The sequence below is a fragment of the Embleya scabrispora genome, assembly GCF_002024165.1.
Taxonomy (GTDB): Bacteria; Actinomycetota; Actinomycetes; order Streptomycetales; family Streptomycetaceae; genus Embleya; species Embleya scabrispora_A.
Genome location: NZ_MWQN01000001.1, coordinates 4,910,871 through 4,926,230, shown reverse-complemented (window position 1 = coordinate 4,926,230; position 15,360 = coordinate 4,910,871). Strand labels below are relative to the sequence as shown.

At 73.3% G+C, this 15,360-nt stretch carries 11 protein-coding genes and 1 pseudogene; 10 read left to right on the top strand and 2 right to left on the bottom strand.

What is annotated here, in order from left to right:
- The first annotated feature begins 691 nt into the window (after nt 1-691).
- The 3 genes from B4N89_RS21825 (at nt 692) to B4N89_RS21815 (ending at nt 4,174) form a co-directional block, all read left to right on the top strand.
- Complete coding sequence (locus B4N89_RS21825; RefSeq protein WP_078977516.1) at nt 692-1,732, top strand: nicotinate-nucleotide--dimethylbenzimidazole phosphoribosyltransferase; 1,041 nt, start codon at nt 692-694, stop codon at nt 1,730-1,732.
- A complete protein-coding gene (locus B4N89_RS21820) occupies nt 1,729-2,511 on the top strand; it encodes an adenosylcobinamide-GDP ribazoletransferase (protein WP_078977515.1) in 783 nt (260 codons plus the stop codon). The genes B4N89_RS21825 and B4N89_RS21820 overlap by 4 nt, the downstream gene beginning before the upstream one ends.
- Nucleotides 2,512-2,668: 157 nt before the next feature.
- A complete protein-coding gene (locus B4N89_RS21815; protein WP_078977514.1) occupies nt 2,669-4,174 on the top strand; it encodes a leucyl aminopeptidase in 1,506 nt (501 codons plus the stop codon).
- Between the two features lie 121 nt (nt 4,175-4,295).
- Here the strand turns inward: B4N89_RS21815 and B4N89_RS21810 are convergent, their stop codons facing one another.
- A complete protein-coding gene (locus B4N89_RS21810; RefSeq protein ID WP_078977513.1) occupies nt 4,296-4,619 on the bottom strand; it encodes a hypothetical protein in 324 nt (107 codons plus the stop codon).
- A 273-nt stretch (nt 4,620-4,892) separates the two neighbouring features.
- On the opposite strand from B4N89_RS21810, the gene lpdA reads away from it, so the two are divergent.
- From lpdA to B4N89_RS21790, 4 genes are all read left to right on the top strand, one after another.
- Nucleotides 4,893-6,281: a dihydrolipoyl dehydrogenase gene (gene lpdA / locus B4N89_RS21805; protein WP_078977512.1), complete on the top strand. Its 1,389-nt coding sequence runs from the start codon at nt 4,893-4,895 to the stop codon at nt 6,279-6,281.
- Nucleotides 6,282-6,351: 70 nt separating this feature from the next.
- The gene (gene sucB / locus B4N89_RS21800; RefSeq protein ID WP_078977511.1) at nt 6,352-8,172 is read left to right on the top strand and encodes a 2-oxoglutarate dehydrogenase, E2 component, dihydrolipoamide succinyltransferase; all 1,821 of its coding nucleotides are present in this window, start codon (nt 6,352-6,354) and stop codon (nt 8,170-8,172) included.
- 149 nt (nt 8,173-8,321) lie between these two features.
- On the top strand, nt 8,322-9,215 hold the full coding sequence (locus tag B4N89_RS21795; RefSeq protein WP_078977510.1) for a TIGR01777 family oxidoreductase: 894 nt from the start codon (nt 8,322-8,324) through the stop codon (nt 9,213-9,215).
- A gap of 293 nt (nt 9,216-9,508) precedes the next feature.
- Nucleotides 9,509-10,762: an NAD(P)/FAD-dependent oxidoreductase gene (locus B4N89_RS21790; protein WP_321170702.1), complete on the top strand. Its 1,254-nt coding sequence runs from the start codon at nt 9,509-9,511 to the stop codon at nt 10,760-10,762.
- Between the two features lie 13 nt (nt 10,763-10,775).
- Here B4N89_RS21790 and B4N89_RS21785 read toward each other — a convergent pair.
- Nucleotides 10,776-12,145, bottom strand: a pseudogene (locus B4N89_RS21785) (regulator).
- Nucleotides 12,146-12,558: 413 nt separating this feature from the next.
- Here B4N89_RS21785 and B4N89_RS21780 point away from each other — a divergent pair.
- From B4N89_RS21780 to lipA, 3 genes are all read left to right on the top strand, one after another.
- Complete coding sequence (locus tag B4N89_RS21780) at nt 12,559-13,269, top strand: hypothetical protein (RefSeq protein WP_078977508.1); 711 nt, start codon at nt 12,559-12,561, stop codon at nt 13,267-13,269.
- Nucleotides 13,270-13,297: 28 nt separating this feature from the next.
- A complete protein-coding gene (gene lipB, locus B4N89_RS21775; protein ID WP_078979525.1) occupies nt 13,298-14,092 on the top strand; it encodes a lipoyl(octanoyl) transferase LipB in 795 nt (264 codons plus the stop codon).
- A gap of 266 nt (nt 14,093-14,358) precedes the next feature.
- Nucleotides 14,359-15,330 carry a lipoyl synthase gene (gene lipA, locus B4N89_RS21770; protein WP_078977507.1) on the top strand — a complete coding sequence of 324 codons (972 nt, stop codon included), beginning with the start codon at nt 14,359-14,361 and terminating at the stop codon, nt 15,328-15,330.
- The last annotated feature ends 30 nt before the right edge of the window (nt 15,331-15,360 follow it).

The window sequence follows — 15,360 nt, the reverse complement described above, 5'->3', positions numbered from 1 at the left end:
AGACAGACGGACGGGCAGACGAGCAGGCCGCCGGGCAAGCGAGCGATCGAGCCGGCGAGCAGGCCGGTGGAGGAACGGGCAGGCGAGCGAGCGAGCAGGCAGGTAGGCCGGCGGTCAGGCGGGCGAGCAGACAGGCAGGCAGGCAGACGGGCGACCGGCCGGCGAGCGAGCAGGCCGGCGGACGGACAGGCAGGCGAGCAGGCAGACAGGCAGACAGGCCAGCGGACGGGCGGGCGCGCGGGCCGGCGGGCGCGCGGGCCGGCGGGCGCGCGGGCCGGCGGGCGCGCAGACAGGCGGGCGCGCAGACAGGCAGGCGCGCAGACAGGCAGGCGGACGGGCCGGCGGGCGCGCAGACAGGCGGGCGCGCAGACAGGCAGGCGCGCAGACAGGCAGGCGGACGGGCGACCGGCCGGCGAGCGAGCAGGCCGGCGGACGGACAAATGAGCGGGCGAGCGGGTGAGCAGCCGAGCAGGTGAGCGGGCGAGCAGGCCGGCGGGCGGGGGTGCAACCGCAGCCCGTGATCGGTCAGCATTCACAACGGCCCCGAATCGGCTTGCGGGCGGGGTCGGCGGGGTCCCTGTGCTGTGCGACCGCAGCCTTCGATCGCAACGCAACGGGCGGAGCGGGCGGGTAAACCAACCCGAGCCCACCGAGGCGCAACGGTCGCGCCGACGACAACTACCCTGACCAGGTGACAATCGACCTCGACTCCCTGGCCGCACAGGTGGAGCGCCCGGACGACGACGCCCGCGCCCGCGTCCGCACCCACCTCGCAGACCTCGCGGGCGCACCGAGCGCGTACGGCCGACTCGAAGAGCTCGCGATCCGGTACGCCTCGATCCGGGGCGGCAAGACCACCGCCCCCATCGGCGCCCCCCGCGTGGTGTTGTTCGCCGCCGACCACGGAGTGGCCTCGCACGGCGTCTCGGTCCGCCCGCCCGGCTGGACCGCGCGCGAGGTGCGGGCCACCCTCGCCGGCACCACCCCCGCCGCCACGTTCGCGGCCGCGCTCGACACGCCGATCCGGGTCGTCGACATCGCCGTCGACGCCGAGCCCGACGCCTTCCCCGAGCCGATCACGCGCCACCGGATCCGCCGCGGCTCCGGCGCGCTGGACAGCGCCGACGCACTCGCCCCCGGCGAAGCCGAGGCGGCGTTCCGGGCCGGGACCGAGATCGCCGACGCCGAGATCGACTCGGGCGCCGACGTGCTGCTGCTGGGCTCGCTGGGCGCGGCGGCCACCACCCCGGCGGCCGTCCTGATCGGCGCGCTCACCGGCATGGACGCGGCGGCGGTGATCGGCCGCGGCTCCGGCATCGACGACGCGACCTGGATCCGCAAGTGCGCCACCATCCGCGACGCGCTGCGCCGGGCCCGGCCGGTGCTCGGCGACCCGATGCGGCTGCTCGGCGTCAGCGGCGGGGCCGACTTCGCCGCGATGACCGGATTCCTGCTCCAGTGCTCGGTCCGCCGCACGCCGGTGCTGCTCGACGACGTCGCCACCGCCGCGGCGGCCCTGGTCGCCCAGCGGATCTCCTACCGCGCGCCCGACTGGTGGCTGGCCGGCCACGTGACCCCCGAGCCCGGCCACGTCAAGGCGCTGGACCGGCTCGCCCTCGAACCGGTCCTGGACTACCGGGTCCGCGGCGGCGAGGGCGTCGGCGCGCTGCTCGCGCTCCCGGTGCTGCGCGCCGCGGTCGACCTGGTGGCCCGGGTGCAGCCCACCCCGTGAGCGCCGGTACCACCTCGGCCGGGCTGCGCCTGGCATTCGGCATCCTGTCGGTGATCCCGGTCGAGGTGGAGCGGGTGGACCGCCCGGTGGCCGGCCGCGCGATGGCCTGCGCGCCGCTGGTCGGCCTGGTCCTGGGCGGCCTCGCCGCAGGTGTCCTCGCGCTCGCCGGATGGGCCGGCACCGGCGCGTTCACCGCCGCCGCGCTCGCCGTCGCCACCCTGGCCCTGCTCACCCGAGGGCTGCACCTGGACGGCCTGGCCGACACCGCCGACGGCCTGGGCTCCGCCAAGCCCGCCCCGGACGCGCTGCGCGTCATGAAGGCGTCCGACATCGGCCCGTTCGGTGTACTCACCCTGCTCTTCCTGGTCCTGATCGAGATCGGCGCGCTGAGTCGGCTCGGGCGGGACGGCAGCGGACCGGCCGCCGCCGCCCTGGGATTCGCGGTGGTCACGGGCCGGGTCGCGCTGTCGATCGGGTGCGGCCCGGGCGTGCCGTCCGCGCGCCCCGACGGACTCGGGGCGATGGTCGCCGGCACCGTCGGGCGCGGCGTCCTGCTCGCCTGGTCGCTCGTCCTGGTCGCCGGCGCCGGCCTGTACGGCCTCGTCCAAGGCCCCACCGAGGCACTGCGCGCGCTCGGCGCGGCAATCGCCGGACTCGCCGCCGCCGCCCTGCTGTTGCGGCACGCCACCCGCCGATTCGGCGGCATCACCGGTGATGTGCTGGGCGCCCTCGTGGAGACCGCCGGCTGCGTCGCGCTCGTGGTCCTGTCCACTGGCTGAGACGTTTGCCGGGAAGGCGTGAAATGCTGAGGGCGAACGTATCTTCCATACGGCTCGTCACCGCTCGACGAGGCATCCCGAGCAAGGATCGCCGCGTCGGTGCCCCACCGATCGTGCGGGCACTCAGCACCTCCGAGAGATGAGAGACAGGACACTCGTGACCACACTGAGTATCGGCTCCACCGCGGCCCTTTCCCTGCGCGCCGACGTTCTCGTGATCGGCGCCGTCAAGGGCAAGGACGGCACCGTCCTGGCCGAGGGCGCCGAGAGCATCGACGCGGCGCTCGACGGCCGGCTCACCGCCACCCTGTCCGCCGTCGACGCCGGCGGGGCCGAGGGCGAACTACACCGGGTGCCGACGTTCGGCGTGGCCAAGGCCCCGCTCGTGCTGGTCGTCGGCCTGGGCGAGCAGCCCGCCGACGGCTTCGCGCACGAGACGCTGCGCCGCGTGGGCGGCACCGTGGCGCGAGCGCTCGCGGGCGTCAAGAAGGCGGGTGTGGCGCTGCCGTTGGCCGGTGCGGAGGCGGTGGGTGCGTTCGGGGAGGGCGTGCTGCTCGGCGCGTACTCCTTCGAGACCTACCGGGAGAAGTCGCGCGAGGGCCGCAAGGAAGCGGTCAAGGACGTCGTGCTGCTCGGCCTGAAGGCCAACAAGGCGGTCAAGGCCGCCGCGGAGCGCGCCGCGATCACCGCGGAGAGCGTCAACCACGCCCGCGACCTGGTCAACACCCCGCCGAACGACCTGAACCCGAAGGACTTCGCCGCGATCGCGGTGGACACCGGCAAGAACGCCGGCTTCAAGGTCGAGGTGCTGGACGACAAGGCGCTCGCCAAGGGCGGCTTCGGCGGCATCCTCGGCGTCGGCCAGGGTTCGGCCAACAAGCCGCGCCTGGTCCGCCTGGGCTACACGCACCCCAAGGCCAAGCGCACCATCGCACTGGTCGGCAAGGGCATCACCTACGACTCGGGCGGCATCTCGCTCAAGCCGGCCGGGTCCAACGAGACGATGAAGATGGACATGGGCGGCGCGGCGGCCGTCCTGGGCGCGGTCACCGCGGTGGCCCGGCTCGGCCTCGAGGTCAACGTGACCGGCTGGCTGGCGCTGGCGGAGAACATGCCCTCCGGCACCGCGATCCGCCCCGGCGACGTGTTGCGGATGTACGGCGGTCGCACCGTCGAGGTGCTGAACACCGACGCCGAGGGCCGCCTGGTGCTCGCCGACGCGATCACGCGCGCGTGCGAGGAGTCGCCGCAGATGCTGATCGACGTGGCCACGCTGACCGGCGCGATGATGGTCGCCCTGGGCAACGACATCTACGGGATCATGGCCAACGACGACACCTTCCGCGACGCGGTGTACGACGCCGCGACGCGGGCGGGCGAGCAGGCCTGGCCGATGCCGCTGCCGGCCGACATGCGCAAGCAGATGGACTCGCCGATCGCGGACCTGAAGAACATGGGCAACTCGCGGATGGGCGGCGGCCTGATCGCCGGCATCTTCCTCCAGGAGTTCGTCGCCGAGGGCGTGCACTGGGCGCACCTGGACATCGCCGGCCCGGCGTTCCACGAGGGCGAGGCCGGCGGCTACCGGGCCAAGGGCGGCACGGGCGTCGCGGTGCGTTCGCTGCTCCAGGTCGCGCAGGACGTGGCGGACAACCGGATCTGACCGGAACGGGACGGCGGTCCGGTCCGGGCGGGGCACGCAGGCGCCCCGACCGGACCGGCCGGCCGTACCGCGGTGGATCGCCCGTCGCCGGGCAACGGCGGCGGTGCGGCGGCGGATCGGGTCAGGAGCCGTCGCCGGACTGCCGCCGGGTCCACTCGCGCATGCGCTTGGGGTAGCCCACCAGGGCCGCCTCGTACACCGGGATGCCGAGCTTGCGTGCCAGGGAGCGCGCGGCCGCGGGATCGGCGACCCGGCGCCGGGTCCACTCCCCCGTGTCGGCGATGAACACCACGGTCGTGCCGCTCAGCGTGGTCACCGGTTCGATGTAGGCCTCGACACCCTTGCGGCTGTGCGCGAATTCGCTCAGGTGGGCGGCCGCGGCGGCGGCCTGTTTACGATCGGGCGCGTCCGCGCCGGCACCGCGTTTGCGTCGGAACAGCCCCACGGGGATTTCCTTCCTGTCGTTCGCGCGTTCGCCCGCGTCCGTCCGGCGCGGACGTCGGGATCGTGCCGGAACAACGACTCGCGAGGGCACGTTGTGCCCCCGACCCGCCATTTCGGCGCGGCCCCTGTGGGACAGGCAACACCGGGGCGGAGTGCTCGGTCGCCTCCGACAAGTGGGAGGATGTTGTACCGGCACTTGAGACCTTCCACAAGAAGGGGGTGCCGCCCGCCGCGTACCGCGCGGGTCGGCATCGCAATCACAGGAGGACGTGACGTGGCGAACGACGCCGGAGCCGTTTTCGATGTAGTCATTCTCGGCGGCGGGAGTGGCGGCTACGCGTGCGCCCTGCGCGCGGCCGAACTCGGTATGCGCGTCGTCCTCGTCGAAAAGGGCAAGCTCGGCGGCACGTGTCTGCACAACGGCTGCATCCCGACCAAGGCGCTGCTGCACGCCGGCGAGGTCGCGGACCAGACGCGCGAGAGTGAGCAGTTCGGCGTCAAGTCGACGTTCGACGGCATCGACATCGCCGCGGTGCACGCGTACAAGGACGGCGTGATCTCGCGCCTGTTCAAGGGCCTGACCGGGCTGATCGCGAGCCGCAAGATCACCGTCGTCGAGGGCGCCGGGAAGCTTGTGTCGCCGACCGCGGTCGAGGTGAACGGGCAGCGCTACGAGGGTCGACACGTGGTACTGGCGACCGGCTCGGTGCCGAAGTCGCTGCCGGGCCTGGAGATCGACGGCAACCGCGTGCTCAACAGCGACCACGCGCTCGTGCTCGACCGGGTCCCGCAGTCCGCGGTGGTGCTCGGCGGCGGCGTGATCGGCGTCGAGTTCGCCAGCGCCTGGAAGTCCTTCGGTGTGGACGTGACCATCGTCGAGGCGCTGCCGCACCTGGTCGCCCTGGAGGACGAGGCGAGCAGCAAGCTCCTGGAGCGCGCCTTCCGTCGTCGCGGCATCAAGTTCGAACTCGGCGCGCGTTTCTCCGGCGTCGAGTACACCGACGCGGGCGTGCGGGTCTCGCTGGAGAACGGCAAGCAGATCGAGGCCGAGCTGCTGCTCGTCGCCGTCGGCCGCGGCCCCGTCTCGGCAGGCCTGGGCTACGAGGAGGCCGGCGTCGCGATGGACCGCGGCTACGTCCTGGTCGACGAGTACTGCGCCACGAACGTGCCGACGATCTCGGCCGTGGGCGACCTCATCCCCACCCTTCAGCTCGCCCACGTCGGTTTCGGCGAGGGCATTTTGGTCGCCGAGCGCATCGCCGGGTTGAACCCGGTGCCGATCGACTACGCGGGCGTGCCGCGCGTGACCTACTGCGACCCGGAGGTGGCCTCGGTCGGCCTCACCGAGGCGCAGGCGGTCGAGCGTTACGGCTCGGACAAGCTCGCGTCGATCAGCTACAGCCTCGGCGGCAACGGCAAGAGCCAGATCCTCAAGACGACCGGCCAGGTCAAGGTCGTCTCGGTCAAGGACGGCCCGGTCGTCGGCATCCACATGGTCGGCGCCCGGATGGGCGAGCTGACCTCGGAGGCCCAGCTGATCTACAACTGGGAGGCCCTGCCGGCCGAGGTCGCCCAGCTCATCCACCCGCACCCGACGCAGTCCGAGGCGCTTGGCGAGGCCCACCTCGCGTTGGCGGGCAAGCCCCTGCACGTCCACGACTGACGACGCGCCCCTATCGCGCCCCGTCATCCAAGACCCACGCCTTGAAGCGTTGAGAAGGAGTCATTGACCCATGCCGGTCTCCGTAACACTGCCCGCGCTCGGCGAAAGCGTGCAGGAGGGCACCATCACCCGCTGGCTGAAGCAGGAGGGTGAGCGCGTCGAGCTGGACGAGCCCCTGCTCGAGGTCTCGACCGACAAGGTCGACACCGAGATCCCCTCCCCCGCCGCGGGCATCCTGGTGTCGATCAAGGCCCAGGAAGACGACACGGTCGACGTCGGCGCCGAACTGGCCGTGATCGACGACGGCACCGGGGCTTCGGCTCCGGCCGCCGCACCGGCTCCGCAGGCGGCCGAGGCGCCCGCCGAGGCTCCGGCGCCCGCCGAGGCTCCCGCCGCGCCGGCGGCGCCGGCCGCGCAGGAGCCCGCTCAGGCCGCACAGGAGCCCGCCCAGGCTCCGGCCGCGCCCGCCGGCGACGCGCAGGGCACCCCGGTGCTGCTGCCCGCGCTCGGCGAGAGCGTGCAGGAGGGCACCATCACCCGCTGGCTGAAGCAGGAGGGTGACACGGTCGAGGCCGACGAGCCGCTGCTCGAGGTCTCGACGGACAAGGTCGACACCGAGATCCCGTCGCCGGTCGGTGGCGTGCTGCTGAAGATCAAGGTCGCCGAGGACGAGACGGTGGAGGTCGGCGCCGAGCTGGCCGTCATCGGCGCGCCCGGTGCGGCTCCGGCCGCGGCGCCCGCTCCGGCGGCTGCGGCTCCGGCGGCTGCTCCGGCTCCGGCGGCTGCTCCGGCCACCGCGCCGGCCCAGGCCGCGGCTCCGGCTCCGGCGCCCGCCGCCGCGCCGGCCCAGGCACCCGCGCCGAAGCCGGCTCCGACGCCCGCGCCGGCTCCCGCTCCGCAGGCTGCCGCCCCGGCGCCGCAGCTCGCCCCGCCGGCCGAGGCCGACGGCGCGTACGTCACGCCGCTGGTGCGCAAGCTCGCCGCCGAGCACAACGTGGACCTGGGCGCGATCGAGGGCACCGGCATCGGTGGCCGCATCCGCAAGCAGGACGTCCTGGAGACGGCCCGCAAGCAGCAGGCGGCCCAGGCCGCCGCGGCGGCCTCGGCTCCGGCTCCGGCCGCCGCCGCTCCCGCCGCCAAGGCCGCGGCGCCGATCGAGCCGTCGCCGCTGCGCGGTCGCACCGAGAAGTTGTCGCGGATGCGCACGGTGATCGCCAAGCGCATGGTCGAGTCGCTGCAGACCTCGGCCCAGCTGACCACCGTCGTCGAGGTGGACGTCACCAACATCGCCCGCCTGCGCGACCGGGCGAAGAACGACTTCGTGGCCCGCGAGGGCGTCAAGCTGTCGTTCATGCCGTTCTTCGCCAAGGCGGCGGTCGAGGCGCTCAAGGTCCACCCGGTCCTGAACGCCTCGATGGACCTGGACGCGGGCACGGTCACCTACCACGACGCCGAGCACCTGGTGATCGCGGTGGACACCGACCGCGGCCTGATGGTCCCGGTCATCCACAACGCGGGCGACCTGAACATCGCGGGCCTGTCCCGGAAGATCTCGGACCTGGCGGAGCGCACCCGCACCAACAAGGTCAGCCCCGACGAGCTGGCCGGCGGCACGTTCACGCTGACCAACACCGGTTCGCGCGGCGCGCTGTTCGACACGCCGATCTTCCCGCAGCCGCAGGTCGCGATGCTCGGCACGGGCGCGGTCGTCAAGCGCCCGGTCGTGGTCAACGACCCGACGCTCGGCGAGGTCATCGCGGTCCGTTCGATGGTGTACCTGGCCCTGTCCTACGACCACCGCCTGGTGGACGGCGCGGACGCGGCCCGCTTCCTGCAGACGGTGAAGACCCGTCTCGAGGAAGGCGCCTTCGAGGGCGACCTCGGCCTGTAGGCGACCGCCGGTAGGCAGTCACCTGTAGGAACCCGTCTGTAGGCGCCCCGTCTGCAGGCACCCGGCGACACGCACGACCCGAAGGCGGTTCGGACCCCGGTCCGGGCCGCCTTCGGCATGTTCGGCGCCGGGTAGGTCAGGATGCTCTCATGCGTATCGCCGTCACCGGCTCGTCCGGCCTCGTGGGTTCCGCTCTCGTCCACTCGCTCGCCGCCGACGGCCACGAGGTGGTCCGGCTGGTCCGCCGGCCCCCCGGCGGGCCCGACGAGGTGCGCTGGGACCCGCACGGCGGCACGGTGGACACCGCCGCGCTGGGCCCGGTGGACGCGGCGGTGCACCTGGCCGGCGCGGGCATCGGCGATCGGCGCTGGACGGCCGCGTACAAGCGCGAACTCCGGGACAGCCGGGTCCTGGGCACCGCGGCCGTCTCGCGCGCGCTGGCGGCCCTGCGACCGGCGCCGCGGGTACTGCTGGCCGGCTCCGCGATGGGCTACTACGGCGACACGGGCGAACGCGAGGTGGACGAGTCGTCCCCGCCCGGGACCGGCTTCCTGGCCGACCTGTGCACGGAGTGGGAGGCGGCCACCGCGCCCGCCGTCGAGGCCGGCATCCGGGTCGCCCACCTGCGCACCGGCCTGGTGGTCTCCCGCTCCGGCGGCGCGTGGGGCCGGATGTTCCCGCTGTTCCGGGCCGGCCTCGGCGGCCGACTCGGCTCGGGCAGGCAGTACTGGAGCTTCATCTCCCTGATCGACGAGGTGGCCGCGATCCGCCACGTCCTGGACCACCCGACCCTGTCCGGCCCGGTCAACCTGACCGCCCCGAACCCGGTCACCAACGCCGAGGCCACCAGGGCCATGGGCCGGGCCCTGCACCGCCCCACCCTCCTCGCGGTCCCCCCATTCGCGCTACGCATCGCCCTCGGCGACTTCGCCAAGGAGATCCTCACCGGTCAGCGCATGGTGCCCAGGGTCCTCCTCGACTCCGGCTTCACCTTCGAACACCCCACCATCGACACCGCCATCGCCGCCGCCCTGGCGAAGTGACCCCGACGTCACGTCCGGCCCGCCCGTCGACCGGTGGACGCCCTGCTGTCGCCCACCGGACAACCGGTGTTGGTCGGCGCGCTCCTTCCGGCTTCTGGTGGGTATGACCCGTAGGCGATGAAACCGACCGGGCGTCGAGGGGTATGACCCGTAGGCGATGAAACCGACCGGGCTTCGAGGGGTATGACCTGTAGGCGGTGAAACCGACCGGGCTATCGAGGGGCATGACCTGTAGGCGACGGAACCGACACCGCGGCGTGGTTGGTCGTGGGCTGGGGGACGGGAGGACGATCGTGGTCGACGTGCGCCGTACCGAGGTGATCGTGGTGGGGGCCGGGTTGGCCGGCTTGAGCGCGGCACGGACCGTGGCCGCGGCCGGGGTGCCGGTCACCGTGCTGGAAGCGGGCGATCGACCCGGGGGACGGGTGCGGACGGATCTCGTGGACGGCTTCCGGGTCGACCGCGGCTTCCAGTCGCTGACCACCTCCTGGCCCCAGGTGCGCCGGCAACTCGACGTCGCCGCACTGGGGTTGCGCGCCTTCCAGCCCGGTGTGCTGCTGTACGAGGACGGCCGCACGCATCGGATCGGCGACGTGCGCCGGGTCCGGGACGCGATCGGCGGGTTGCGCAACGGCAGCGGCACCGATCGGGCCCGGTTGGCCGCCCTGCTCGCCCGGACCGCGTCCGCCCCGGTGGCGCGGGTGTTCGGCGCCGCCGAGACGGCCGCGGCCGATGCGCCGGTGTTGCGCGCGCTGCCACCCGAGCTGACCCGGCGGACCCTGCGCCCGCTGCTGGCCGCGCTGTTGCACGACCCCGCGTTGCGCTCGTCCAGCCGGTTCGCCGAGTTGATGCTCCGGTCGTTCCTGCGCGGCCGGGTGGCGCTGCCCGCCCGGGGCATGGCGGCGGTGCCGAGCCAACTCGCGGCGGCCCTGCCGGCGGACGTGGTGCGCTACGGCGTGCGGGTGTCGTCCGTCTCGGCCGATCGGGTGCTGACCGACGCGGCGGGCGAGATCCGGGCCCGCGCGGTCATCGTGGCCACCGATCCGAGTACGGCGGTGGCGCTGCTGCCGGGCCTGCGGATGCCCGCGTTCCACCCGGTGACCACGCTGTACCACGTGGCCCGCGGCGCGCCCCGGGCCGACGCGTCGCTGCTCGTGGAGGCCGACGCCCGCAGCCCGTTCACGCACACGACGGTGGTCAGCCAGGTCGCCCCCACCTACACGCCGGACCGCCGGGCGCTGATCGCCACCACCGTGCTCGGGCACGACGGCTCGGAGCCGGCCAAACTCGAACTACGGGTCCGCGAACGGCTCGCGGTCGTCCACGACACGCCCACCACCACGTGGACACATCTGACCACCTGTCACATCCCGCAGGCCGTCCCGGTCGTCGAGCCCGGCCACAACTTCCGCCGACCGGTCCGGCTGATCGGCGGCCTGTACGTCTGCGGCGACCATCGTGACTCCAGCTCCATCCAGGGCGCCCTGGCCTCCGGTCGCAGAGCGGCCCGCTCCGCCCTCGCCGACCTGGGTGCCCTCGCGGCCTGACCCGCCGCGCCGCTCAGGCCGTACGGACGAAGCAGCCCGACCGCGCCTCGAATTCGCGCACCGCCGGCACGTCCCGATACGGCGCCAATCGATGGGTGAACTCGCGTACGTAGTCCACCGCCCGCGACGACCGCAGCCCCTCCGCCTGTTCGGTCGCCTCCGCCTCCACCCGGCACGCCTGCTCCACCTCGCCCAACTCCAGCAACGCGGTGGCCAGGATCGTCTGGCAGAACAACCGGCTGCGCGCGTACTCGCTCCCGCGCAGCCGCAACGAGCGCTCGGCGTACTCGCGCGCCTTGTCGTAGTCCTCCAAGTCCCGGTAGCAGTGCGCGTGATCATCGGCCAACTGGGCCTCGTCCATGAACGCGACCCACTCCGGCTCCTCGTCCCCCGGCGCGACGCACTCCAACGCCTGCTCGGCCCGCAACAGCGCCGCCCCGCACGCCCGCGCGTCGCCGAGCAGCCCGTGCCCGCGCGCCTCGACCGCGTGGAAGAGCGCGCGCACCCGGGGCGTGGCCACCACCGACGCGCCCTGCTGGGCGACCCGCGCCAGTTGCACCGCCTCGCGCCCGTGCCCGAGGTAGACCGCCTGCCGGCTCATCGTGGACAACACGAACCCGCCGAGCGCGCGATCCCCCGACGCCTGGGCCAGCCGCAGCGCCTGGACGAAATAGCGCTGCGCCATCCCGTGCACGCCCACGTCGTACGCCATCCAGCCGACCAGGCGGGTGAGCGTGGCCGCAGCGCCGAACAGCGCGCTGCCGGTGCGCGAGTCGTAGGTCCCGCGCAGTATCGCGGTCACCTCGGTGTCGAGGTAGCGCACCAGCGCCTGCCGGCCGTGCCCCCGCCGAACGAGTCGTCCAACCGCCGAAACGCCTCACCGACCGCACGCACCGCGGCCACGTCGCCGAGGCCCACGCGGTCGCCGTCCTGCCGCGCCGGCCGCTCGTCGCCGGCGCCGATCAGCCAGTCCCGGCTGGGCACCACCAGCGCCCCGGGCGTGAACGCGGCCTCCACCAGGGCGGATCGCTGCGCCGAGTCGGCCTGCCACATGCCGGTGACGATCTCGACCGCCTCGGGCGGACCGGACGCGTATTCCAGCCCGGCATAGTCCGGCCGGCATCCGGCCATGCCCAGATCCTCGGCGCTGAGTTTGCGGCCGAGTCGTTGGGTGAAGACCTCCGCGAGCAGTATCGGCACGATCCCGCGCGGATGTTGGCCACGCAGCCAGCGCGCCACGGAGGTCTTGTCGTACCGGAGATCGATGCCCTGTTCCGCACCGAGTTGGTCAACGCGTCGGGCCAGACCGGCATGCGAGAAGCCGGCTTCCTCGACAAGCGCCGCCAGCCGGTGATTGGGGCGCCGCTCGACCCTGGCTGCCATGGAGATGAACGCCTCCCGCTGGTGCGGTGGTTCGGGGGTGGGTGGGTGATCGCGCGAGAATCTAGCGATTTCTGGAGCGCTACAACCCGAACGCTCACAACAATGACCCTTTCGAGTTACGCCCGAAGGACCCGCGGGGATGGGGCGAATTCGCCCCGAGGAAGCCCCGGTTCGGCCAAGTTCGGCAAAACCTGCCGAATCGGCGACCCGGATCCACCGCGCTGTCGCCAGCCCGGCGCCGCTTGCGATGCGCGTAGCGGTGGTGGAACATGCGCGAGGTAGTTCACCCGTTGGGATGATCGACTTCCGCGCGGCCGACGTCCGTGCGGACGCGCCTCGGGGGCGTCGGGCCACATCGGCCGAAGCGTCCGGGAATCGCGAGCCGTCCGCGACCAGGCGAAGGAAACGCACGCGTGACCCGGCAATCGGACGACACCGCCCGCGGGATCGTGATCCCCCTCGCCGCGGTCGCGATCGTCTGCCTGCTGCTCACCAGCGGGGTCTTCCTGTTCGCCGGCCTCGGCGACTCGGACCGGGCCGACGGCCCGGTCTCGCTCGACCGGAACCTGCCGCTGCCGGCACCGGCGTTTCCGCTGCCCGGCACCGCTGCGGCGAGCCCGGGCGCGGGTACGGCCACCGCCCCGGGCCCGCCGACGACCGCGAGCGCGACCCGGTCGGCGACCCGCTCCCCGTCCGCCTCGGCGAGCGCCAACCCCGGGGCGAGCGCGACCGCGACCCGTTCGAGCGCGCCGCCGGCCCCGCCCGTCCCGCCGCCGCCCGCCACCACCGGCCCCGCGGACATGTCCGTCGACGCCACCGTGACCGACTCCGGCTGGGGCGCCGACGGCACCGTGGTGATCACCAACCGCACCCCGCGCCCGCTGCCCGCCTGGGACCTCACGCTCACCACCTCGGGCCGGCAGAGCGGCTTCACCATGCTCTACGGCGAGGACATGCGCACCAGCACCGATCGCGGCGTGGCGACCGCCCGCGGCCGCGGACCGCTGGCGCCCGGGGCGAGCGTGGTGATCGAGTTCGGCCTGTACGGCCGAGTCGATGCGATCGGCTGCACCTTCACCGGCGTGACCTGCCGAGTCCGCGGCCTCGACGCCGGTCGCGGGTGACGTTCGACCCCGTCGTACGCTGGTGGACGTGACCAGCTTCCTGCGATTCGTGCACCTGGGCCTCGGCACCGACGCCGTTCCGTACGAGGCTGCCTGGGAGGAACAGCGCCGCGTGCACGAGCAGGTGGTGAGCGGCGAGGTCGGCGACACGTGTCTACTCCTGGAACACCCCGCGGTCTACACCGCCGGCCGCCGTACCGACCCCTCGGAGCGCCCGATGGACGGCACCCCCGTGGTCGACGTCGACCGCGGCGGCAAGATCACCTGGCACGGTCCCGGCCAACTCGTCGGCTACCCGATCGTGCGCCTGCCCGAGCCGGTCGACGTGGTCGCGCACGTGCGTCGGATGGAGGAGGCGCTGATCCGAGTCTGCGCCGACCTGGGTCTGGAGACCACCCGGATCGAGGGACGCAGCGGCGTCTGGGTCCTGGGCGACGCGGTGCCGCAAGGAGCCGCCCCGACCGGCGGCCTCGACCTGCGCCTGGACAGCCGGCTCACGGCCGCGCCCGATCCGCGCCTGCACCCCGAGTTCGACCCGCGCCTGGCCGGTCCGGAGTACGCGCCCTCCAACGCGGGGCAGCGCGGCGACGACCGCAAGCTCGCGGCGATCGGCGTCCGGGTCTCGCGCAAGGTCACCATGCACGGCTTCGCGATCAATTGTGATGCCGACATGACCTACTACGACCGCATCGTGCCGTGCGGCATCAAGGACGCCGGGGTCACCTCGCTCAGCCGCGAACTCGGCCGCGAGGTCACCGTCGCCGTGGTCCTGCCGCTGGCCGAGCGGCACCTGGCCGACGTCTTCGCCCAAGTCCCGGCGTGACGCGCGCCGCGTGACGGGCGGCACACGACGCGCACCGCGTAACCGGCACCGCACGACCCGCACCACGTGACGCACGCCTCGTCCCGGACCCGACCGCCGGGGAATCCACCCGGGTTCGTCCCGGTTGCCACTTGACGGGGCGTCCGGAGCCCCGATTCGCTCGGCGTACTCTGGACGCACCGCCCCACCACGGGCCCGTCCCATCCTGCCGGGCCCACCGCAGTCCGTCCCGCCCCGCAGGCTGACCCGAGAAGAGGGAGTCGCGCGTGTCCGCTGTCGCACCCGACGGCCGCAAGCTGCTTCGCCTGGAAGTCCGCAACGCCGAGACTCCCATCGAGCGCAAGCCTTCGTGGATCAAGACCCGGGCGAAGATGGGCCCCGAATACACCGAGCTCAAGCAACTCGTGAAGCGCGAGGGGCTGCACACGGTGTGCGAGGAAGCGGGCTGTCCCAACATCTACGAATGCTGGGAAGACCGCGAGGCGACCTTCCTGATCGGCGGCGACCAGTGCACCCGGCGCTGCGACTTCTGCCAGATCGACACCGGCAAGCCCGCCGAGCTGGACCGCGACGAGCCGCGTCGGGTGGCCGAGTCGGTCCAGGCGATGGGCCTGAAGTACGCCACGATCACGGGTGTGGCCCGCGACGACCTGCCCGACGGCGGCGCGTGGTTGTACGCGGAGACGGTCCGCCAGATCAAGGAGCTGAACCCGGGCACCGGCGTCGAACTGCTGATCCCGGACTTCACCGCGCAGCCGGACCAGTTGGCCGAGGTGTTCTCCTCGCGCCCCGAGGTGCTGGCGCACAACATCGAGACCGTGCCGCGCATCTTCAAGCGCATCCGGCCGGGCTTTCGCTACGAGCGCTCGCTCGACGTGATCACCCAGGCCCGGGCGGCCGGCCTGGTCACCAAGTCCAACCTGATCCTGGGCATGGGCGAGGAGCGCGCCGAGATCAGCCAGGCGATGCAGGACCTGCACGACGCCGGCTGCGAACTGCTGACCATCACGCAATACCTGCGGCCGAGCGTGCGACACCACCCCGTCGAGCGCTGGGTGAAGCCGGAGGAGTTCGTCGAGCTGAACGAGGAGGCCGAGGAGATCGGCTTCGCGGGCGTGCTCTCCGGACCCCTGGTCCGCTCGTCGTACCGCGCGGGTCGGCTGTACCGCCAAGCCCTGGAGGTGCGCGAGACGCGCGCCGCGTCGGCCGAGGGTGCGCAGAGCTTCACCTCGGTGTGACCCGGGCGCCATCATCCGGCAACACAGTGT

Excerpts from the sequence above, each read along its gene's own strand:
- B4N89_RS21795 (WP_078977510.1), top strand. The coding sequence starts at position 8,322 with ATGCGTATCGCCGTCACCGGCTCGTCCGGCCTCGTGGGTTCCGCTCTC.
- sucB (WP_078977511.1), top strand. The coding sequence starts at position 6,352 with ATGCCGGTCTCCGTAACACTGCCCGCGCTCGGCGAAAGCGTGCAGGAG.